The organism is Micromonospora cremea (assembly GCF_900143515.1).
Taxonomy (GTDB): Bacteria; Actinomycetota; Actinomycetes; order Mycobacteriales; family Micromonosporaceae; genus Micromonospora; species Micromonospora cremea.
Genome location: NZ_FSQT01000002.1, coordinates 3,967,397 through 3,986,766 on the forward strand (window position 1 = coordinate 3,967,397; position 19,370 = coordinate 3,986,766).

The window sequence follows — 19,370 nt, forward strand, 5'->3', positions numbered from 1 at the left end:
GCGTCGCGGGACGCCTCACTCCACGAGGTCGTCGGCGAGCAGGTCCATCAGCAGGCCGTCGTGCCAGCGACCGTCCTCGCCGCGCTCGTAGCGGCGCAGCACCCCCACCGGCCGGAAACCAACCTTGGCGTACGCGCGGATCGCGGCGCTGTTCGCCGCCGCCGGGTCGATGGTGAACCGGTGGTGGCCGTATTCCTCGATGAGGTGCCGGGCCAGGGTGCGGATGGCGTCCACGCCGAGCCCGGCACCGCGCACCGCCGGGTCGAGGAAGATGTCCAGGCTGGCGTGCCGGTAGTCCGGGTCCGGCTCGGCGTACCACTGGATCGCGCCGATCACCCGGCCGTCGTGCTCGATGGCGTACAGGGTCAGCTCGTCGTCGGCCAGGTCGGCGCGAACGGACTCGGCCAGGTCGTCGCCGCCCCGCCACCACCGGCGAACCTCGGGATCGGCCCGGATCGCCGCGAGGGCCAGCACGTCCGCGACCGTCGCCGGTCGCAGCGTCACCGCCCGCCCTCGCAGCATCGGCTCAGCCCCGGATCTCGCCGTGCTCGACGCAGACCGCCGACCAGCCGACCGGCAGCACCTGCACCTTCATCCGACGGCGGCAGCGGTGGCAGTACCGGGGCGGCTCCAGTTGGCGGGCCGACGCGCAGCCCGGGTGGGCGGCGCCGGCCGTCACCGGGTCACCGCACCGGTCGCACCACAGCTCCGTCGTCGTCATGACCGTCACAGCGTGGCGGAGAGGGCCTTGACCGGCATCTTCAGCTCGTCCAGCAGGTCCAGGTCGGCGGTCGCCGGCCGGCCCAGCGTGGTCAGGTAGTTGCCGACGATCACCGCGTTGATGCCGCCGAGCAGACCGTCGCGGGTGCCGAGGTCACCGAGGGTGATCTCCCGGCCGCCCGCGTACCGGAGGATGGTGCGCGGCATGGCCAGCCGGAACGCGGCGATGGCCCGCAGCGCGTCCTTGCCCTCCACCACCGGGCGGTCACCGAGCGGCGTGCCGGGCCGGGGGTTGAGGAAGTTCAGCGGAACCTCGTGCGGGTTCAGCTCGGCGAGCTGCGCGGCGAACTCCGCCCGCTGTTCGACGGTCTCGCCGAGGCCGAGGATGCCACCGCAGCACACCTCCATGCCGGAGTCGCGGACCATCCGCAGCGTCTCCCAGCGCTCCTCCCAGGAGTGCGTGGTGACCACGTTGGGGAAGTACGACCGGCAGGTCTCCAGGTTGTGGTTGTAGCGGTGCACGCCCATGTCGACCAAGTCGTCGACCTGCTCCTGGGAGAGCATGCCCAGCGACGCGGCGACCTGGATGTCGACCTCGGCCTTGATGGCGGCGACGCCCTCGCGCATCTGCTTCATCAGCCGGGCGTCCGGGCCGCGGACGGCGGCCACGATGCAGAACTCGGTCGCCCCGGTCTTCGCGGTCTGCTTGGCCGCCTCGACCAGGGACGGGATGTCCAGCCAGACCGAGCGCACCGGGGAGGTGAACAGGCCGGACTGGGAGCAGAAGTGGCAGTCCTCCGGGCAACCACCCGTCTTCAGCGAGACGATCCCCTCGACCTCGACCTCCGGACCACACCACCGCATCCGCACGTCGTGCGCGAGCTGGAGGGCGGCGGGCAGGTGCTCGTCGGGCAGGTTCAGCACGGCGAGGACGCCGGCCTCGTCGAGGCCGACGCCGTCACCCAGGACCTGGGTACGGGCCTGGTCGAGGATCTCTGGCATGGCTCGTACCCTACAAGGCCCCCCGGTCAGCCGGAACGGCCCGCCGGCCCGTCGAGCGGGGCGGCCGGCCTGGTCGGGTTCTGGCGGTAGGCAGCAGTCGTCGCATCGGACCGGCGCGAAGCTGAAGTTCGGTGCAGGTCGACCTCGCGTACCGAGTGGATCCGTCGGGCCGGTGGTGGCGGGTGGTAATTTCGCCCGGCGGGTGTCGGCGTGACCGGCGCGGACGGTGGCGAAGGGGTGAAGGTGGCGGACTGGCTGGCGGCGCTCGACCGCCGTGCGGAGTTGCGGGGGAAGGCCGGGCTGACCCGGCGGCTGCACCCGCGTCCCGCCGCCGACGGCATGACCGACCTGGCCGGCAACGACTACCTCGGCCTGGCCACCCACCCGGAGGTCATCGGTGCCGCCTCGGCGGCGCTGTCGGCGTACGGGCTGGGGGCGACCGGGTCGCGGCTCGTACGCGGCTCCACCGACGCGCACCAGGCGCTGGAGGACGAGCTGGCGCAGTGGCTGGGCACCGACCGGTCCCTCGTCTTCTCCTCCGGCTACCTGGCCAACCTGGGTGCGTTGCGTGCCCTCGTCCAACCCCGCACGCTGCTCGTCTCCGACGCGCACAACCACGCGTCCCTGATCGACGGCTGCCGGATCTCCGGCGCGGAGACCGTGGTCACCGCCCACGCCGACGTGACGGCGGTGGCCGCGGCGCTCGCGGTGGCCCCCGGCCGCCCGGCGGTGGTGGTCACCGAGTCGGTCTTCTCGGTCGACGGCGATCTCGCTCCGCTGGCCCAGCTGCACGCGGTGGCCCGCCGCCACGGCGCGCTGCTGCTGGTCGACGACGCGCACGCGCTGGGCGTGACCGGTCCGGCCGGCGCCGGGGCGGTCGCCGCCGCCGGGCTCGCCGGCGAACCGGACGTGGTGGTCACCGCCACCCTGTCCAAGGCGCTCGGCGGCGCGGGCGGGGTGGTCGCCGGCCCCGCCGAGTTCGTCCGGCACCTGGTGGAGACCGGCCGCACGTTCATCTTCGACACCGCGCTGCCGCCGGCGGTCGCCGCCGGCGTGCACGCCGCGCTGCGGCTGGCCCGGGCCGGCGACGACCTGCGTACCGAGCTGGCCGAGCGGGTGGCGCTGGCGGTCGACCGGCTGCGTGCGGCCGGGTTGACCGTCTCCGCGCCGGACGCGGCCGTGATCTCGGTGACCGCCCCGGGCCCGGAGGCGGCGACGACCTGGGCCGCCGACTGCCGGGACCGGGGCGTCGCGGTGGGCTGCTTCCGGCCGCCGTCCACCCCGGACAGCCGCTCCCGGCTGCGGCTCACGGTCAGCGCCGGGGTGTCCCGGCCGGCCTTCGAGCGTGCCCTGGACGTCATCGTCGAGTGCGCGCCATGAGCGCGAGGAGTGAGCCGGTGTTGCGAGCCCCGCAGTCGCGAACTGAGCTGGTCCCGTGAGCGCGTGGCAGGGTGTGGTGCTGGTCACCGGCACCGACACCGAGGTCGGCAAGACCGTGGTGACCGCGGCGATCGCCGCCGCCGCGCAGGCCGCCGGCCTGCGGGTGGCCGTGGTCAAACCGGGGCAGACCGGTACGGCCAGCGGTGAGCCCGGAGACGTGGACGCGGTGAACCGGCTGGCCGCCCCGCTCACCGGCCGCACCCTGGCCAGCTATCCGGACCCGCTCGCCCCGCTGGCCGCCGCCCGGGTCGCCGAGCTGCCGCCGCTGGAGCTGTACACCGCCGTGGACGCGGTCCGTGAGGAGACCGACAAGCACGACCTGGTGCTGGTCGAGGGGGCCGGCGGGCTGCTGGTCCCGATGGGGCTGCGCCCGTCCGGTGAGCCGTGGACGATGGCTGACCTGGCGGTGTCGCTGGGCGCGCCCGCCGTGGTGGTCGCCCGTGCCGGGCTGGGCACCCTCAACCACACCGCGCTGACCCTGGAGGCGCTGGACCGCCGGGCGGTGCCGGCTGGCGTGGTCATTGGGGCCTGGCCGACCACGCCGGAGCTGGTGCACTGGACCAACCTCACCGATCTGGTGCCGAACCTGCTCGGCGCCGTGCCCGCCGGCGCCGGCGCGATGGACCCGGGCGTGTTCCGGCGCTCCGCGCCGGGCTGGCTCACCCCGTCCCTGCACGGCGTGCTCGACGACTGGCGGGCCTGGGCCGAGGAGAGCGGCTGAACACCTGACTTTCGTCAGTGTCCGTCCAGGTCGGGCGTGGGTAGCCTGACCGCCGTGAGGATCGCGAGGTGGCCGGCGGGCGGGGCGTCGGGGGTGGCGCGGCGGCAGGGTCTGCCGGATGCGCTGCTCTGGGCGGTGCTCGCCGCCCCGATCGGGTACGCGAGGCTGACCCCGCCGCACCCGCGGCACAACCTGGCGTTGCTGGTCGGTGGGCTGACGGTGCTGGCCGTGGCGGTGGCACTGGGACGGCGTCGGCCGCTGGTCGGCCTGCTGCTGGTGGTGCTCGGGTCACTGGTCGACGGCAACTTCGTGTTCGCCATCCCGGTGTTCAGTTACCTGAGCGGGCGGCGCAGCGCCGGGGCGGCCCCGGCGGCGGTGCTGTTCGGCGTGATCGCGGTCGCTGGCACGGTGTTGAACCTGGGGTTGCTCGGCACCGGGGCGGGCACCTGGTTCCTGCTCGCCTCGGTGCTGCTGTTCGCGGGCGTGTTCCCGTGGCTGGTCGGCCGGTACCGCCGGCAGCAGCAGGAGCTGGCCGACGCGGGCGGCCGGCACGCCGAGGCGTTGGCGCGTGAGCGGCGCGGTGCCGCCGAGCGGATCCGGTTGCGCGAGCGTGCCCGGATCGCCGAGGAGATGCACGACTCGCTCGGCCACGACCTCAGCCTCATCGCGCTGCGCGCCGCCGCGCTGGAGCTCACCGACGACCTCGATCCCACGCACCGGGCGGCGGTGGGGGAGTTGCGGACAAGAGTCGCCGCCGCCACGGAACGGCTGCACGGCATCATCGGGGTGCTCCGGGAGGAGGGCGGCCCGGCGGGACTCCGACCTGCGGGCGAGACGGTCGCCGACCTGGTGAACGGGGCTCGGGAGGCCGGGATGGCGGTGCGGCTGGACGCTCCGCCCGGCGCCGTGGAACTGCCCGGGATGACCGGGCCGGCCGCGCACGGGGTGGTCCGGGAGGCGCTCACCAACGCGGCCCGGTACGCCCCGGGCGCCCCGGTCACCGTCACCCTCGCCCCGTCCGGGGACGAGATCGAGGTGCGGGTGCGGAACGGGCCGCCACCGGCCGGGCCGCTGCCCAGCCCGCCGTCCTCGGGCAGCGGTCTGCTCGCCCTCGCCGAGCGCGTCCGGCTGGCCGGCGGGGTCCTGGACACCGGCCCGCGCCCGGACGGTGGCTTCGCGGTACGGGCCCGGCTGCCGCTGTCCGCCGACCCGGTCGGCGTCGTTCCCGCTGAGCGGTGGTCGGCCGTGGCCACCGGGCCCGGTGCGGTGACCGACGGTGGTTCGGTCGAGGGTGGTGGCGTGGAGCAGCCGGTCGACGCCGAGCGGCGGCTGCTCGAGGCCCGCCGCCGGGTACGACGCAGCCTGTTCACCGCGCTCGCCGCCCCGGCCGGCCTGGCGCTGGCTCTGTCGCTGGTCTACTACTCGTTCGCCACGGCCGGCACGGTGCTCGACGAGTCGTCGTTCGACCGGATGCGGCCCGGCACGGCGCGCAGCGACCTGGCCGGGTTGCCCCGCCGGCAGCTCACCCCGCCGATCGGCACGGAGGAGGCGGGCTGCGAGTTGTACACCGACGGCAACTTTCCCCTCGCCGAGCCGACCTGGCGGCTCTGTTTCACCGATGGCCGACTGGTCAGCAAGGAGCGGATCGCGGGATGACCATTGACACCTTCGCAGCCACGCAGGTTCGGGTGGTCCTCGCCGACGACGAGGCGATGATCCGGGCCGGCGTTCGCGCCATCCTCGCCGCCGACCCGGGCATCGAGGTCGTCGCTGAGGCCGGTGACGGGCGGGCGGCGGTGGAGCTGGTCCGCGCGCACCGGCCCCGGGTGGCGCTGCTGGACATCCGGATGCCGCGCCTGGACGGGTTGGCCGCCGCCGCTGAGATCCGCCGGGTGGCGCCGGACACCGCCACGCTCATGCTGACCACCTTCGGCGAGGACGACCACGTGGCCCGGGCGCTCGGGCACGGTGCCAGTGGGTTCCTGCTCAAGGCCGGCGACCCCCGCGAGCTGATCGCCGGGGTGCACGCGGTCGCCGAGGGCGGGGCGTACCTGTCGCCGCGGGTGGCGCGCCGGGTGATCGAGCTGGACGCCGGGCGGTTGGCCCGCCGGCCGGCCGCGCGGGACCGGACGGCTGGGCTGACCGAGCGGGAACGGGAGGTGCTGGCGCTGGTCGGGGCGGGCCTGTCCAACGCGGAGATCGCCCGCCGGCTGCACCTGGTGGAGGGCACCGTGAAGAGCTACCTGACCAGCATCTTCACCCGGCTGGACGTCCGCAACCGGGTGCAGGCGGCGATCATCGCGTACGAGGCGGGGCTGGTCGACGGCTGAGCGGGGGCCCGGGAGCCCCCGCTCAGCACTCAGGCGTCGCGGCGGCGCAGCGCGGCCCGGCCCAGCAGCAGCGCCGCGCCGGCCCACCCGGCGAGCAGCAGCAGCCCGACCGCGCCCGGGTACGGCTCGGTGTCGCCGGCCAGGAAGTGCGCACCGGCCACGCCGGGGAACGCGTCGGCGATCCGGTTCAGCACGGCGATGTCCGGCTCCTGGAGCGACAGCGGCACGATCATCAGGGTGGCGAAGAGCACGGTGAGGGTGAGCACCGCGCTGCGCAGGGCCGCACCGAGGCCCAGCGCGAGCACGCTGACCAGCGCCAGGTAGGTCGCCACCGCCACGATGTCGCCGATCGTGCCGGCGGCGGGCGCGCGACCCCACTCGCCGAGCACCGGCCGGGCGACCAGCGCGCCGACGCCGCCGAGCAGCAGCCCGAAGGCGAAGGTGACCGTGCCGGCGACCGCGGCCTTGGCCAGCAGCATCCGACCGCGGAACGGGGTGCACTGCAGGGTGGTCCGGATGGTGCCGCTGGTGAACTCGGCGGTGATCGCCAGCAGGCCGAGCGCCAGCACCGCGTACTGGGTGAGCTCGACCGAGGCGATCATCACGCTGCCGGCGGTGACGATCCCGCGGTCGTCGGCCGGGTCGTCGTTGGTGTTGGCGTTGGCGGCGTAGATGGCGAGCTGCCCGGCGCTCGCGGCCATCAGCAGCAGCCCGGCCAGCGCCGTCCACCAGGTGGTACGCACCGAGAACAGTTTGGTCCACTCGGCGGTCACCGCGCCGCGGAAGGCGGCCGGGGCGGGACGGGTGTCCGGGATGGTCTGCGTGCTCATCGTGCCCCGCTTCCGGCCGTGCCGCCGGCGTACTCGACGCTGTCGGCGGTCAACTCCATGAACGCCTGCTCCAGCGACGCGCCGTGCGGGCTCAGCTCGTGCAACCGCACCCCCAGCTCGTACGCCAGGTCACCGACCCGGTCGACGGTGGTCCCGGTGACGGTCAGCTCGTCGGGGCCGGCCGGTTCGACGGTGGCGCCGGTGGCGGCGAGGCGCGTGGCGAGGGTGGCCAGCCCGTCCGGGTGCGGACTGCGGACCCGGACGGCGACGGCGCTGCCCGCGATCACGTCGTCGATCGGCGCGTCGGCGAGCAGCCGTCCCCGACCGATCACCACGAGCTGGTCGGCGGTGAGCTGCATCTCGCTCATCAGGTGACTGGAGACGAAGACGGTCCGCCCCTGGTCGGCCAGCGAACGCATCAGCTGACGCACCCAGCGCACCCCGTCCGGGTCGAGGCCGTTGACCGGCTCGTCGAACATCAGCACCGGCGGGTCGCCGAGCAGGGCGCCGGCGATGCCGAGCCGCTGGCCCATGCCGAGGGAGAGGGTCCGGCCCGGCTTGGCGGCGGCGCGCCCGTCCAGCCCGACGGTGTCGAGCACCTCGTCCACCCGGCGAGCCGGTATGCCGTTGCTGCGGGCCATGGCCAGCAGGTGTGCCCGACCGGCCCGGGCGGGGTGGACGGCCCGGGCGTCGAGGAGTGCGCCCACCTCGTGCAGCGGTCGCCGCAGCTCCCGGTACGCCCGGGCGCCGATCAGCGCCTGCCCGGCGGTGGGGCGGTCCAGGCCGAGGATCATCCGCATGGTCGTGGACTTGCCGGCGCCGTTCGGGCCGAGGAAGCCGGTGACCCGGCCGGGCGCGACGTCGACGGTCAGCGCGTCGACCGCGACGGTCGCCCCGAACCGTTTCGTCAACCCACGTAATGTGATCATGCGCTGACGCTAGGCGTGCGGACCGCTGCCGCGCCGCGCCCGAACGGCAACAACCGGACCTGACTTTCGTCAGTCCCCGTCTGTTCCCGGCTGTCGGCAGCCTGTCGGTGCCTGTCGAGCTGCTCCACATCCGGGGCAGGGTGTCGACGGGCGGGTGCCGTGCTTGGTGACCGCCGGTGAGCAGGTAGGCGTGCCGAGACGGACGTCGGCCTGCGTGCCCCACTTCTGGGGCAGCTCTACAGGCGGGCGACCGGGGCGGGTGGGTGGCGGCCGGCCGGGGCGAGGGCAGCTGTGGGCGCGGGGCTCCCGGTCAACCCCGGCGGACGATGAAGGCGTCGGGCATCCGGAAGGTGAGATTGTCCGGACACCACGGCGGGCGGACCACGGTCGTCCCGTCGAGCAGCGGGGCGGCCTCGGCCACCACCACGGCCGCCTCCATCCGGGCCAGCACGTCGCCGACGCAGCGGTGCGCCCCCGCCCCGAACGCCAGGTGCCGGCGCGACCCCCGCTGGCCCGGGCGGAACTCGTCCGGCGATTCGACGACTGCCGGGTCCCGGCCGGCGCGGGCCAGCCAGAGTACGAGGCTCGTGCCCGCCGGCACCGCGGTCCCGCCCAGCGTGCTGTCCGCCGCCGCCACCCGGCGCCAGGTGACGATCGGCGGTTCCAGCCGCAGCCCCTCCTCCACCACGTCGGCCACCGCGACCTCGCCGGTGCGGAGCCCGGCCCGCACCTCGGCTTCGCCGGCCAGCCGGTGCAGCAGCAGGGTGAGGAACTGTGAGGTCGTCTCCTGCCCGGCCACGAGCAGGAAGAAGAGCGCGCCGACCACGACGTCCGGCGCGTGCCCGGCCGCGCGAAGCTCGGCGGCCAACCCGCCGCCGCTGGCCGCGAAGTCGCGCAGCACACCGTGGAACCGGCCCACCTCGGTGGCGAGCGCCACCTGCCGGTCGGCGTCCAGCGGCGCCCAGAACAACTCCAGCGCGGCCCGGGCGAACTCCTTGACCGCGCTGACCGGCGCGTCCGGCAGCTCGACCAGTCGGGCCAGCACCAGCAGTGGCAGGTCGGCGGCGAGTTCCGCGTAGAGGTCGACCGGTTCACCGGCGTCGAGCGTCGCGGTCAGCCGGGCGACCCGGTCCCGGACCAGCGTGGTGAGCCAGGGGCGCTGCGCGGCGACCCGAGCGGGGTGCAGCGCGCCGGCGACGATCGAGCGGATGGCCGGATGACTGGCGCCGGAGTTGTTGGCGAGGGTGGGCGGCAGCCGGAACCGATGCCCGGCGAGTACCCGCAGCGCCGTCACCGGCATCGGGGTCACCGCGTCCAGCGCGTTGTCCGGCCGATACGTGAGCGGGTCGGCGAGGACCTGGCGGACCAGCGCGTGGCGGGTGACCACCAGATGGCGTACGCCGACGTGGTCGGCCACCGCGGCCACGTCCGGCCAGGGTGCCTCGACCGCGGACCCCCAGCTCCGGAACAGCACGCCGACACGCTAGCCGGCGCCTCCCGGCAGGCCGGCCCGCAACTGCCAGACGGTGGTGCGCTTCACCCGGACGCTCTCCAGGGCCTCCGGCACCGGCACGTCGTAGTGGGCCAGTTCGTCGAAGCGGTCCCGGGGCAGGAACGCCCGGCCGGGGTCCCCGACCAGCACCAGAGCACCGGCCCGGGTGGCACGGAGCAGGAACCGCAGCATCCGGCGGGCCATCGCCTCGCTGTAGAAGGCGTCCCCGGCGAGCACCACCTCGGCGTCCCCGGCGTCGCCGTCGAGGATGTCGCCGAACTCGGCGTCGACGCGTACTCCGTTGGCCTCGGCGTTGAGCGCGACGGCCGCGACCGCTAGTTCGTCCACCTCGACGGCCCGCACCGACGCCGCGCCGGCGCGGGCGGCGGCGATGGCCACCAGTCCGGAGCCGGAGGCGAGGTCGAGCACCCGGCGGCCGGCGACCAGCTCCGGATGGTCGGTCACGTATCGGGCGAGCGCCTGACCGCCGGCCCAGGCGAAGGCCCAGAACGGCGGCGGGCGGTCGCTGCTGAACTCACCCTCGGTCAGCTCCCAGAGCCCGATCGGCTCGTCCGCCTGGTGCAGCCGCACCTCCGGAACGAAGGCGACCGGGGCGAGCCGGGCGTTGAGCCGGACGAAGGTGGTGGAGAGTTCGGACACCCGCGAATTGTCCCAGCGACCGGCGCCCGGCGTGTCGCGGGGGAGCGGTGACCGGTTCACCACCGTCCGTGAAAACCCGCCCCGGGCTTGCCGCCGGATGCGAACACACCCGTCTGGTCCGGTCGACGCGGCGCTCCTAGCGTTGCGGGGTGGGGACGACCGAACGGAGGACGGCGGTGGTGACGGTGTGGCGGTACGCGCTGAGGCTCGGGGTGGTGCTGGCCTGTCTGAGCGGCGTGGAGCTGATGCTCGTCGCTCCGGCGCAGGCGGCGTTCACCACCGAGCTGAACGGGCTGCCGGCCCGGTTCACCGCCGGCGACCAGGTGCGCACGGTCTCCGCGGTGGTCTCCCGGACGGACCGGCGCGGGGGATGCGTGAAGGTGCGCTGGTCGATGGTGCTCAGCGTGCAGGGCATTCGACTCGACCAGGTGAAGATGGACCGGGTGGAGGAGACCGGCGCGTTCCCGCTGGAGATCCGGACCGAGGGCGACGTGGCCCGGCTGACCGACCGGCAGCTCGACCCCGGAGCGCTCTGCCCGGGCCGCACGGTCACCGCCCGCTACCGGGTGGCCTTCGCCGAGGACGTCACCGACGGACGGGTCACTCTCGCCGCGGAGGCGTACGACGCGAACCTGCGCCTGCTGGCCCGGCAGACGGCCACCCGCTCGGTGGTGGGGGCGGGCGGCACCCCGAGCGCGGCGGCGGAGCCGACCGCGACACCGGTGGAGCCGAGCGACCCGGCGAGCGAGCCGGCCGGGGCGGGAAGCGGTCCGGCGGACGAGCCGGTCGGCGGCCAACCGATCGACGCTGCTCCGCCGGCTGCCGGCGCCGGTCGTCAGGTCGCGCAGTCCAGCGGTTTCGGCCTGGTGCAGGCCGCGTTCCTGCTCGGCGGGTTGCTGCTCTCGCTCGGGATGGGGTTGCTGCTGCGGCTGCGCCACCTGACGCGGGCGGCGACCACCGAGGCGGACGACCCACCGGTGGACCGGCGCTGGGAGCGACCTCCGGCCGATCGCTGGCGGCCGGCCCGCCGCTGATCGCCGCCAGGTATCTGATCGGAGGTGGCCGTCGGGGCCGGCGGAGGTCCGCCGGCCCCGACGGTGTCACTTCGAGAACGCCTGGAACTCGGCGATCCTGACCTGGTCCCGGGCCGGGCTGGCGGTCGCGCAGTCCGTCGTCGTGGCCGGGTCGTCGTCCTGCTCACCGGCGTAGTGCGGGCCGCCGGTGCACTGGCTGGCCAGCACCTCCAGTCGCAGGTGGGTGGCGAGCGTGGTGGGCACCGCGAACGTCCGGAGGTTGATGTCCCGGGTGTACGCCCGGTACGCCCCACCGGGGAACGCGTCGCCCGCGCTGGTGTAGATCCGCTGCCAGCGCGCCGGATCCGCGCAGTCGGTGGTCTTCGCGTTGCAGGCGGACACCGCGAACGACCGCAGCGCGCTGAGCGCGTTCTGACTGCCGGTGTCGGCGTCACCGGCGATCGCCGGGCGCAGCATCGCGCTGACGTTCACCCGCTTGACCACCTGCGGGGCGTCCCCGGGCAGCGCCACGGTGAGCTGCCTGCCGGCCACCCCGTCCAGCGAGGCCCAGTTCGTGGCCTCGGTGTCGTCGGCGATCCGGTCCAGGTTGACCCCGTCGCCGGTGATCGTGGCGCCGGACGCCGTGGACGCGAGGTTGCGGCTCATCCGCAGGTCCACGTACCCGTCCTGACCGGCCTTCGCGACCACGCTGAGCCGCTGGTGCCCGAAGCCGGGCGCCACGGCGAGCAGGTTGTACGTGCCGGCCACCAGCTCCACGGTGTCCGGCAGCGGCGTCGCCGGGTCGGTGTCCGCAATCGGCATCGCCCGCGCCTCGTACTCCCCGACGTACACCCGGATCGGCGCGTCGGCGCTGTCGCCGCGCGGCCGCAGGGTGAGCGTCGCGTTGCCGCCGCTCGGCGAGGCGAAGCTCGGCGTGGGATCGGTGTCGGCGGCGCCGTTGGTGACGGCGTCCCGGCCCATCCCGGAGCGGGCGAACTCGGCCCAGATCAGGTCCTGGTTGGCGCCGCCGAAGCGGAGCAGGTCGGCGGTGAGCATGTTGTCCCGCATGTCGAGCATGCTCACCTCGCTGGCGGCCTGGAGCAGGAACGAGTCGAAGACGAGCTGCGACCAGCGCCGGTTGCCCGGGCACTTGTCGGCGGCGACCTTGCCCTGCGCGCACTCCAGTTGCCGCTGCGGCGTGCCGAGGCCGTACCGCTTCACCATCGCGGACCGGACCCGGAAGTTGGTGGCGCCCCAGATCTCCCCGTCGGCGTGCACGGCGGGGCCACCGGTGTTGTAACCGATGTCGGAGTAGTTCAGCGGGCTGCGGCTGAGGTCGTAGTTGCGGATGCCGCTGACCAGGTTGCCGGTGACGTATCCACCGGTGACGAAGGGCGTCTCGCCGGGGGCCCGCAGCCCGTTCTGGAAGAGGTACTCGGCGGCGAGCAGGTCGCTCCACGACTCACCCATCGACCCGCCCTGGTGGCCGCCGATCCCGCTGTCCGGGCCGGCGATCATCCGGTTGCTGATCGCATGGGTGTACTCGTGGCCGATCACCGTCATGTCGTAGTCGCCGTCGACGCACGGCGGGTACGGCCCGCCGGCCTGCGGCTGCCACAGGTACATGTTGGTGGTCGGCGGCAGCCCGTCGCGCGGGGTGCCCTGGTTGGCGTTGTTCCGGTTGCCGGTCAGCGCGCCCTGCTGGGCGCGGCCCTGCTCGGCGTCACCGCCCAGGCCGCCCGGCTTCAGGTTGACCGCCTGGAGGTTCCACGCCGACTCCGTGAAGCCCAGCTGGTACGCCCAGTCGTGCATCCGGTTGTGCATGGCGAACAGGTTGGAGATCGCCGCGTCCGCGTCGTTGCGCTGCGCCGAGGTGAACACCTCCGGGTTGCACTTCGACTGGTGCCACTGGTCGGTGAACGGGTACTCGTAGCGGCGCTCCGGGCTGGGGGTGGCCGGGACGACCGGGGTGCCGGTGCCCCAGGAGAGCACCGTGTTGGCCGAGTTTCCGCGCGAGGTGAAGGTGGGTGTGCCGGTGGCCGCGTCGACATCCCACGGCTGGCCGGTCGCCGGGTCGCGGAAGGCGGCCTGGCAGCCCGGCGCGGGGTCGCCGCACCAGCGCACCCGGGGGTCCTGCCCGGGGCCGAGGTCGCGTGGCGGGGTGGCCGGGAAGACCGCCCAGCTCGGGTTGTCGGAGTCGAAGTCCACAAGGTCCTCGCGAACCAGCACCTGCCCGGTGATGCCGTCCACGTAGGTGGTGAACGCGGCCGGGTGGTCGGTGTCCGCGCCGATCAGGGTCACCTCGTACGCGGCCCGGGGGCCGTCCAACGGGGTGGGCACGGCGACCGAGCGAACGGTGTGGCTGGCCACCGCGGTGGCGTCCAGCTTGGCGTCGGCGAGCGCGTCGGCGTACGCCTGCTCGGCGGTGCGGGTGGCCGGTGCGGGTGCGCCGGTGTCGCGGGCCAGCGAGGAGCTGACCGAGAGCACCTTGCCGCCGGTGACCGCGACGGTGACCAGGCCGTCCGGCCCGGCCGGCAGGTCGCCGAAGTGCTGCCGCAGGGTGACCACGGCGCCGCTGCCGATCGGCCGGACCAGCACCCGCTCCAGGTCGGCCACCGAGGCGGCGTCCATCCCGAACAGGTCCCGGTTGGCGGCCAGGTAGGCGCGGGCAGTGGCCTCCGGGTCGGTGGGCAGCCCGGTGGCGAGCGGGGCGCGGCCAGGGCCGAGCGCCTGCGGGGTGCCGAGCTTGTTCCATCGCACGTCGGGGTCGGCGGCGCGGGCCAGCCCGCGTTGGCGGGCGTCCGGTGCCGCCGTACCTCGGCGGTTGTCGACGTCGGCGTGCTGGTGCCCTTCGGCGAACGGCCCGGACCGGCGCTCGGCGGACGGCGCGCCGCCCGCGGGGGCCGCGGTGCTCACGCCGGTGGGGAGCAGCGCGGCGACCGTCGCCGTTGACGCCAGGACGGCGATGAGCCGGCGTCGACGCCGGCTCATCGGGGGTGACCACTCCGGTTGTGGCACGGGACCTCCTCGTGCGAGCGGATGGCCGGCGGCCGCCGGCCGACGCTGCGCGGTAACGCATGCGCATCTGTGGATATCAGTCGGTCGGGGTGGCGGCAAGGTCCGGGCACGCCGACGCGCCGACGGATCGAGATAATTCGGCTTTACAAAGCCCGCAGCCTTGTAACTGAGCGTGACGACTACCGCGGTCGACACAGGACCGTGGGAGCGGGGCACTGGCCCCGGCGCTGGTTGCGCCGCTGTGACGACGCGGCGCGCTCAGCCGCCCGGCACCCAGTCGGGGTCGCGGCCGAAGGCGGCAAGGAGGAGGTCCTGCTCGTCGTCGTCGGACACCCGCACCCCGGCCCGGACCAGGTCGTTGTCCCGGTAGTCGTCGACCCGGTCGGCGAACCACCGGGCGCACACCCGCACCACGTCCGGGTCCAGACGGGGCTCGGCCCCGATCGCCACCGCCAAGTCCCAGCCGTGCACCAGGTGCTCGGCGAGGAGCTGCTGGAGGTACTCGTCGGCCGGGGTGTCGCCGGCGGAGAGGTGCACGGTGCGGTCGAGCGCGCCGGGGTGGGTGGCGGCGATCTCGGCCTGCGCGGCCGCCTCCCGCGCCATCGTGGCCGGGTCGGCACCGAGCTGGTCGCCGTCGAACCGGCCGCCCACCTCGTCGATGGTCCGGCCGGCGAGCAGCGGCACGCTCCACCGGTCTTCGCCGACCACGTGGTTGACCAGCGCGCGCACGTCCCAATCCGGGCAGGGTGTCGGGTCGGACCACTGGCCGGGTCCGACCTGGTCCACCCGGTCGATGAACTCGGCCAGACTCCGGCGGTACGCCTCCAGCAGATCCATGCTGCCGATTGTTCCGGGCGGCGCGGCAGGCGAAGCCGTTTTGGCCGGCCACGGCAGGGTGATCCGTCCGATCCGCCGCGCCGGCGGGTGGCCGCAGTGGATCATTCCAGGTCGGTCAGGTCCAGGCCCAGCTCCCTGGCGGTGACCAGGCGGACCCACTCGCCGAACTGCCGGCGGGAGATCACCCGGTCGTGCACGGCGAGCTGCACGGCCAGGCCGTCCATCACCGCGCTGATCCGCCAGGCGGCCCCGTCCGGGTCGGCGCACTGGAAGGTGCCTTCGGCGACCCCGGCGGAGATCACCGCGGCCAGGTCCTCCCGCCAGCGCAGGTCGAGCCGGCGGGAGACCTTCTCCAGCTCCGGGGTACGCAGCGACTCCGACCAGCCGTCGATCCACATGGACCAGGAGGTGGCGCGCCCGGCCGGTGTGTAGAGCTTGAGGATCCGGCGGAGCTTGGTCAGCGGCGGGGCCGAGGATCGGGTCACCACGTCCAGCCGGGCCAGATCCTGCTCGACCGCGTACGCGAACGCCTGCGCGAGCAACCGTTCCTTGGTGGCGAAGTGGTAGAAAACCAGGGCCTGACTGACCCCGGCGGCCTGCGCCACGTCCGCCGTCCGGGTGTTGGCCAGACCGCGCTCAACGATCACGTCACAGGCGGTGCGCAGCAGGGCATCCAGGCGGATCGCGGCCGCACGTCTCGTCACGACCGTTACCGTAGCCCATCCGACCGAACACGAACAGTTACCGCTACCGTCCGATCCTCGATGCGACAGTCGGAAGCCGGACCCTTCCCGAAGGGTGCCTTGTGTCGTTCTGCCAGGGGTGTTCGTCGAGGTCCGCCGGTGACAGCCGAGGCGCCGGAACGCCCCGCCCGCCCGCCGACCGGCGTGCCGCGCCGGCGATGTCGGAGTGTGACGGCCGCCAGCCATCAGGTCAGCTCCCTAGGAAGCCTCGCGACGGTCGGGCCGGTCCCACCCGTGGCAGCCGGGTCCCCTTCGGGCGGCGGCACGATGGCCCCCGCGGTGCCGGGCGGACGCGCCGACACGGACCCCGAGTTGGCAGTCGTTCACCGGCTCGGCTAAAGTTCTCATCCGTCACCCGGGAACGCCGGGGGCGTGCGGACGTAGCGCAGCTGGTAGCGCATCACCTTGCCAAGGTGAGGGTCGCGGGTTCGAATCCCGTCGTCCGCTCGGAGCTGCCGCCACGTACGACGGGGGCAACCTCGGTGGGGTGGCCGAGAGGCGAGGCAACGGCCTGCAAAGCCGTGTACGCGGGTTCAAATCCCGTCCCCACCTCAGCAACAAGGCACGGGCGATTGGCGCAGTGGGAGCGCGCTTCCTTGACACGGAAGAGGTCACTGGTTCAAACCCAGTATCGCCCACCAGTTCGATGAGCAGGTCAGACAGCTCGCTACCGAGTCCTGGTAGCGAGCTTTTCTGTATCCGGGGCGCCCGGTGATGTGGAACGGCCGTTAAAGTAACCGTGGTCACTCCAAGCGGTTGAAGCGGTTCGCACGAGTAATCAAACCATCGCTAAGCGGGCACTCTGCGATGGTTGTCGGCCGTATTGGCACCGCAATACTTTGTCGATCGTTCCAGATAGCTGTTAGCGTGAGGGCATGGCACGTACTCGTGAGTTCGACCTCGACGCCGCAGTGGACGCCGCCATGGACGTGTTCCGGCGCAAGGGCTACGAAGGCGCCTCCATCCGGGACCTCGCCGAGGCGACCGGCCTCGGCAGCGGCTCGATCTACGCGGCGTTCGGCAGCAAGGACGGCCTCTACCTGGCCGCGCTCGACCTCTACCGGCAGCGCTACGCCGCACCACTGGTCGAGATGCTGCGCTCGGGCAACGACGCCCGCGAGGTCATCCGTGAGGTGTTCGTCGGCGTGGTGGACGACATCGCCGGCGATGGCCAGCGTCTCGCCTGCCTGATCGTCGGCGCGTCGATGGAGCGGGCGCACCACGACCTGCGGGTCGCCGAGCGCCTCCGCTCGACCACCCAGTCCCTGGAGCTGGCGCTCTACGACCTGCTCGCCGAGGGACAGCTGCGGGGTCAGATTTCGACCGACCGCAGCGCGAGCGATCTGGCCAGCTTCCTGGTGACCAGCCTCCAGGGCCTGCGGGTGATGGGTGCCATCAACCCGGACCGAGCCACGTTGATGCGCTCCGCCGAGGTCGCGCTCAGCTGCCTGAGCTGACTGCCGCACAGGGCAGCCGGTTCACCACCAATCCCGATCATGTTCCGAGGAGATACAGCCATGCCCCCGACCGGAGTCGGCATCATCGGCGCGAGCACCAGCGGGTGGGCCTCCGTCGCGCACGTGCCCGCCATCGCCGCGACACCCGAGTTCGCGCTACGCGCGGTCAGCACGTCCCGCCCCAGCAGCGCCGAGGTCGCGGCGGCGACGTACGGGGTGCCCGCGTACCACGACCACCGTGACCTGATCGCCCACCCCGGCGTCGACCTCGTCGTCGTGTCGGTGAAGGTCACCGAGCACTTCAAGCTCATCTCCGCCGCTCTGAACGCGGGCAAGATGGTCTACAGCGAGTGGCCGCTGGGCAACGGCCTGGCCGAGGCCCAGCAGTTGGCCGACCAGGCGGCGAAGGCCGAAGTCCGCACCGTGGTCGGCCTCCAGGGCCGCTACGCCCCCGAGGTCCGGTACGCCCGGGACCTGATCCGGGACGGGTACCTGGGCAGGGTGCTCGGCACCACCATGGTCGGCTCCGGGATGGTCTGGGGTGGCGAGGTTGCCGACCCCGGCCAGGCGTACTGGTTCGACAACGCCAACGGCGCGACCCCGCTCACCTCAGCCACCCTGCACGCTCTCGACCCGCTGCACACCGTGCTCGGCGAGTTCGACTCGGTGGCCGCGAACCTCGTCGTCGGGCGGAAGCAGGCGACGATCACCACGGACGGCACCAGCGTGCCGGTCACCGTGCCCGACCAGGTCGCGGTGATCGGCACCCTCTCCGGCGGTGCGGCCGCGTCCATCTTCTACCGGGGTGGCGTGTCCCGCGGGGACAACTTCCGGTGGGAGATCAACGGCACCGACGGTGACCTGGTGCTGACCGCAGGCTGGGGCAACATGCAGGTCGCGGAGCTGGCCCTGGCCGGCGGCCGAGGCACGGATGGCGCGGTCAAGCCGTTGGAGGTGCCGGCGTCCTACCTGGACGGCGTTCCGGCCGAGGTCAGCCGTTCCGCCGCGGGCAGTGTCGCGCGGCTCTACCGGCAGCTCGCCTGGGACCTGGCCGACGGCACTCGGACCGTTCCCGACTTCGCGCACGCGCTCGGCCGGCACCGGCTGATCGACGCGATCGAGCGGGCGTCCGGCACCGGCACGACCCAGATCCTGGCCTGATCCTTCCCGAGCGGGGCGCGTGGCGCCGCCGCCCCCGCGCGACGAGGAGTCGAGATGAGAGCTGTGGGACTGCTGCGCTACGGCGGGCCGGACGTGCTGCGGGTGGTCGATCTCCCGACACCGCACGCCGGGCCCGGCGAGGTCCGCATCAGGGTACGCGCGGCCGCGGTCAACCCGGCGGACACGCTGATCCGGGCGGGCGCGACGATGGTCCGGCTCCCCGACACCGGCCCGCTCCTTCCCGGCCTGGACATCGCCGGCATCGTCGACGAGGTCGGTCCGGACACCAGCGGCGCGCTCGCCCCGGGTGACCTGGTGATGGCCATGATCAATCCGACCCGTCCGGCCGGCGGCGGCTACGCCGAGTGGGTGGTGCTCCCGGAGTACTGGGTGGTGCCCGCGCCGGCCGGCTCGTCGGCGGCCGAGGCGGCCACCCTGCCGATGAACGGGCTCACCGCCCTGCGCGCCCTGGACTTGCTGCGGCTCCCGCCCGGCAGCACCCTGGCGGTCACCGGTGCGGCCGGCGCCGTCGGCGGGTACGCCGTACAGCTCGGCAGGGCCGCCGGTCACCGGGTGCTGGCCGACGCGGCGCCCGGTGACGCCGACCTGGTCTCCGCGCTCGGCGCTGACGTGCCGGTGGCCCGCGGTCCCGGGGTCGCCGACCGCTTCCGCGAGCACGCTCCGGACGGCGTGGACGCCGCTGTCGACGCCGCGGTGATCGGCCCCGAGCTGCTGCCGGCGGTGCGCGACGGCGGCGCCGTGGCGCTGCTGCGCGGCGCGCCGGACCCGGCGGAGCTGGCCCGGGCCGCCCGCCCGGACGTCACCCTGGTGCCGGCGTTCGTGCACGACTACGACGGGCGCCGGGACAAACTCGACCTGCTTCGGCGGCTCGCCGAGGAGGGTGCCCTGACCCTCCGTGTCGCCGGCCGGTTTCCGCCGGAGGAGGCGTCCCGGGCGCACCGGCTCCTCGAGGCGGGCGGGGTGCGCGGCCGGCTGGTCATCGAGTTCTGACGCCGC

General features: G+C 74.0%; 18 protein-coding genes and 3 tRNA genes. 11 read left to right on the top strand and 10 right to left on the bottom strand.

What is annotated here, in order from left to right:
* Positions 1-15 precede the first annotated feature (15 nt).
* The 3 genes from BUS84_RS32050 to bioB are packed head-to-tail and all read right to left on the bottom strand — an operon-like array spanning position 16 to position 1,722.
* Positions 16-522, bottom strand: a complete 507-nt coding sequence (locus BUS84_RS32050) for a GNAT family N-acetyltransferase (RefSeq protein ID WP_074318139.1) — start codon at positions 520-522, stop codon at positions 16-18.
* Between the two features lie 4 nt (positions 523-526).
* A complete protein-coding gene (bsaP, locus tag BUS84_RS32055) occupies positions 527-721 on the bottom strand; it encodes a biotin synthase auxiliary protein BsaP (protein ID WP_074319262.1) in 195 nt (64 codons plus the stop codon).
* Between the two features lie 5 nt (positions 722-726).
* A complete protein-coding gene (bioB, locus tag BUS84_RS32060) occupies positions 727-1,722 on the bottom strand; it encodes a biotin synthase BioB (RefSeq protein WP_074318140.1) in 996 nt (331 codons plus the stop codon).
* Positions 1,723-1,965: 243 nt separating this feature from the next.
* Here bioB and BUS84_RS32065 point away from each other — a divergent pair, with 243 nt between their 5' ends.
* The 4 genes from BUS84_RS32065 (at position 1,966) to BUS84_RS32080 (ending at position 6,213) form a co-directional block, all read left to right on the top strand.
* Complete coding sequence (locus tag BUS84_RS32065) at positions 1,966-3,102, top strand: 8-amino-7-oxononanoate synthase (protein ID WP_074319263.1); 1,137 nt, start codon at positions 1,966-1,968, stop codon at positions 3,100-3,102.
* Positions 3,103-3,178: 76 nt separating this feature from the next.
* Positions 3,179-3,883: a dethiobiotin synthase gene (gene bioD, locus BUS84_RS32070; RefSeq protein ID WP_074319264.1), complete on the top strand. Its 705-nt coding sequence runs from the start codon at positions 3,179-3,181 to the stop codon at positions 3,881-3,883.
* Positions 3,884-3,937: 54 nt separating this feature from the next.
* Complete coding sequence (locus BUS84_RS32075; RefSeq protein ID WP_084757881.1) at positions 3,938-5,539, top strand: sensor histidine kinase; 1,602 nt, start codon at positions 3,938-3,940, stop codon at positions 5,537-5,539.
* On the top strand, positions 5,536-6,213 hold the full coding sequence (locus BUS84_RS32080; protein WP_074318141.1) for a response regulator: 678 nt from the start codon (positions 5,536-5,538) through the stop codon (positions 6,211-6,213). Before BUS84_RS32075 ends, BUS84_RS32080 begins: the two co-directional genes overlap by 4 nt.
* Positions 6,214-6,242: 29 nt before the next feature.
* On the opposite strand, the gene BUS84_RS32085 is transcribed toward BUS84_RS32080, so the two are convergent.
* The 4 genes from BUS84_RS32085 to BUS84_RS32100 form a co-directional block, all read right to left on the bottom strand.
* A complete protein-coding gene (locus BUS84_RS32085) occupies positions 6,243-7,043 on the bottom strand; it encodes an ABC transporter permease subunit (RefSeq protein ID WP_074318142.1) in 801 nt (266 codons plus the stop codon).
* The gene (locus BUS84_RS32090) at positions 7,040-7,972 is read right to left on the bottom strand and encodes an ABC transporter ATP-binding protein (RefSeq protein ID WP_074318143.1); all 933 of its coding nucleotides are present in this window, start codon (positions 7,970-7,972) and stop codon (positions 7,040-7,042) included. Before BUS84_RS32090 ends, BUS84_RS32085 begins: the two co-directional genes overlap by 4 nt.
* 310 nt (positions 7,973-8,282) lie before the next feature.
* On the bottom strand, positions 8,283-9,446 hold the full coding sequence (locus tag BUS84_RS32095) for a cytochrome P450 (protein WP_074318144.1): 1,164 nt from the start codon (positions 9,444-9,446) through the stop codon (positions 8,283-8,285).
* Between the two features lie 9 nt (positions 9,447-9,455).
* Positions 9,456-10,124 (bottom strand): class I SAM-dependent methyltransferase, encoded by a 669-nt coding sequence (locus BUS84_RS32100; RefSeq protein WP_074319266.1) that lies wholly within the window; start codon positions 10,122-10,124, stop codon positions 9,456-9,458.
* A gap of 149 nt (positions 10,125-10,273) precedes the next feature.
* On the opposite strand from BUS84_RS32100, the gene BUS84_RS32105 reads away from it, so the two are divergent.
* Positions 10,274-11,158, top strand: coding sequence for a hypothetical protein (locus tag BUS84_RS32105; RefSeq protein ID WP_244298791.1), 885 nt, complete (start codon positions 10,274-10,276; stop codon positions 11,156-11,158).
* A gap of 66 nt (positions 11,159-11,224) precedes the next feature.
* On the opposite strand, the gene BUS84_RS32110 is transcribed toward BUS84_RS32105, so the two are convergent.
* The 3 genes from BUS84_RS32110 to BUS84_RS32120 form a co-directional block, all read right to left on the bottom strand.
* The gene (locus BUS84_RS32110) at positions 11,225-14,155 is read right to left on the bottom strand and encodes a M36 family metallopeptidase (RefSeq protein ID WP_208869774.1); all 2,931 of its coding nucleotides are present in this window, start codon (positions 14,153-14,155) and stop codon (positions 11,225-11,227) included.
* Positions 14,156-14,413: 258 nt separating this feature from the next.
* Positions 14,414-14,992: a TIGR03086 family metal-binding protein gene (locus BUS84_RS32115; protein ID WP_074318147.1), complete on the bottom strand. Its 579-nt coding sequence runs from the start codon at positions 14,990-14,992 to the stop codon at positions 14,414-14,416.
* A gap of 101 nt (positions 14,993-15,093) precedes the next feature.
* The gene (locus tag BUS84_RS32120) at positions 15,094-15,696 is read right to left on the bottom strand and encodes a TetR/AcrR family transcriptional regulator (RefSeq protein ID WP_074318148.1); all 603 of its coding nucleotides are present in this window, start codon (positions 15,694-15,696) and stop codon (positions 15,094-15,096) included.
* Positions 15,697-16,109: 413 nt separating this feature from the next.
* On the opposite strand from BUS84_RS32120, the gene BUS84_RS32125 reads away from it, so the two are divergent.
* The 6 genes from BUS84_RS32125 (at position 16,110) to BUS84_RS32150 (ending at position 19,364) form a co-directional block, all read left to right on the top strand.
* Positions 16,110-16,182 (top strand) — tRNA-Gly (locus BUS84_RS32125).
* Between the two features lie 34 nt (positions 16,183-16,216).
* A tRNA-Cys gene (locus tag BUS84_RS32130) sits at positions 16,217-16,287 on the top strand.
* A 14-nt stretch (positions 16,288-16,301) separates the two neighbouring features.
* Positions 16,302-16,376 (top strand) — tRNA-Val (locus BUS84_RS32135).
* 234 nt (positions 16,377-16,610) lie between these two features.
* Positions 16,611-17,192, top strand: coding sequence for a TetR/AcrR family transcriptional regulator (locus BUS84_RS32140; protein ID WP_074318149.1), 582 nt, complete (start codon positions 16,611-16,613; stop codon positions 17,190-17,192).
* Positions 17,193-17,252: 60 nt separating this feature from the next.
* The gene (locus tag BUS84_RS32145) at positions 17,253-18,353 is read left to right on the top strand and encodes a Gfo/Idh/MocA family protein (RefSeq protein ID WP_074318150.1); all 1,101 of its coding nucleotides are present in this window, start codon (positions 17,253-17,255) and stop codon (positions 18,351-18,353) included.
* Between the two features lie 54 nt (positions 18,354-18,407).
* Positions 18,408-19,364, top strand: coding sequence for an NADP-dependent oxidoreductase (locus tag BUS84_RS32150; protein WP_074318151.1), 957 nt, complete (start codon positions 18,408-18,410; stop codon positions 19,362-19,364).
* The last annotated feature ends 6 nt before the right edge of the window (positions 19,365-19,370 follow it).

Excerpts from the sequence above, each read along its gene's own strand:
- BUS84_RS32050 (WP_074318139.1), bottom strand. The coding sequence starts at position 522 with ATGCTGCGAGGGCGGGCGGTGACGCTGCGACCGGCGACGGTCGCGGAC.
- bsaP (WP_074319262.1), bottom strand. The coding sequence starts at position 721 with ATGACGACGACGGAGCTGTGGTGCGACCGGTGCGGTGACCCGGTGACG.
- bioB (WP_074318140.1), bottom strand. The coding sequence starts at position 1,722 with ATGCCAGAGATCCTCGACCAGGCCCGTACCCAGGTCCTGGGTGACGGC.
- BUS84_RS32080 (WP_074318141.1), top strand. The coding sequence starts at position 5,536 with ATGACCATTGACACCTTCGCAGCCACGCAGGTTCGGGTGGTCCTCGCC.
- BUS84_RS32085 (WP_074318142.1), bottom strand. The coding sequence starts at position 7,043 with ATGAGCACGCAGACCATCCCGGACACCCGTCCCGCCCCGGCCGCCTTC.
- BUS84_RS32090 (WP_074318143.1), bottom strand. The coding sequence starts at position 7,972 with ATGATCACATTACGTGGGTTGACGAAACGGTTCGGGGCGACCGTCGCG.
- BUS84_RS32115 (WP_074318147.1), bottom strand. The coding sequence starts at position 14,992 with ATGGATCTGCTGGAGGCGTACCGCCGGAGTCTGGCCGAGTTCATCGAC.
- BUS84_RS32140 (WP_074318149.1), top strand. The coding sequence starts at position 16,611 with ATGGCACGTACTCGTGAGTTCGACCTCGACGCCGCAGTGGACGCCGCC.
- BUS84_RS32145 (WP_074318150.1), top strand. The coding sequence starts at position 17,253 with ATGCCCCCGACCGGAGTCGGCATCATCGGCGCGAGCACCAGCGGGTGG.
- BUS84_RS32150 (WP_074318151.1), top strand. The coding sequence starts at position 18,408 with ATGAGAGCTGTGGGACTGCTGCGCTACGGCGGGCCGGACGTGCTGCGG.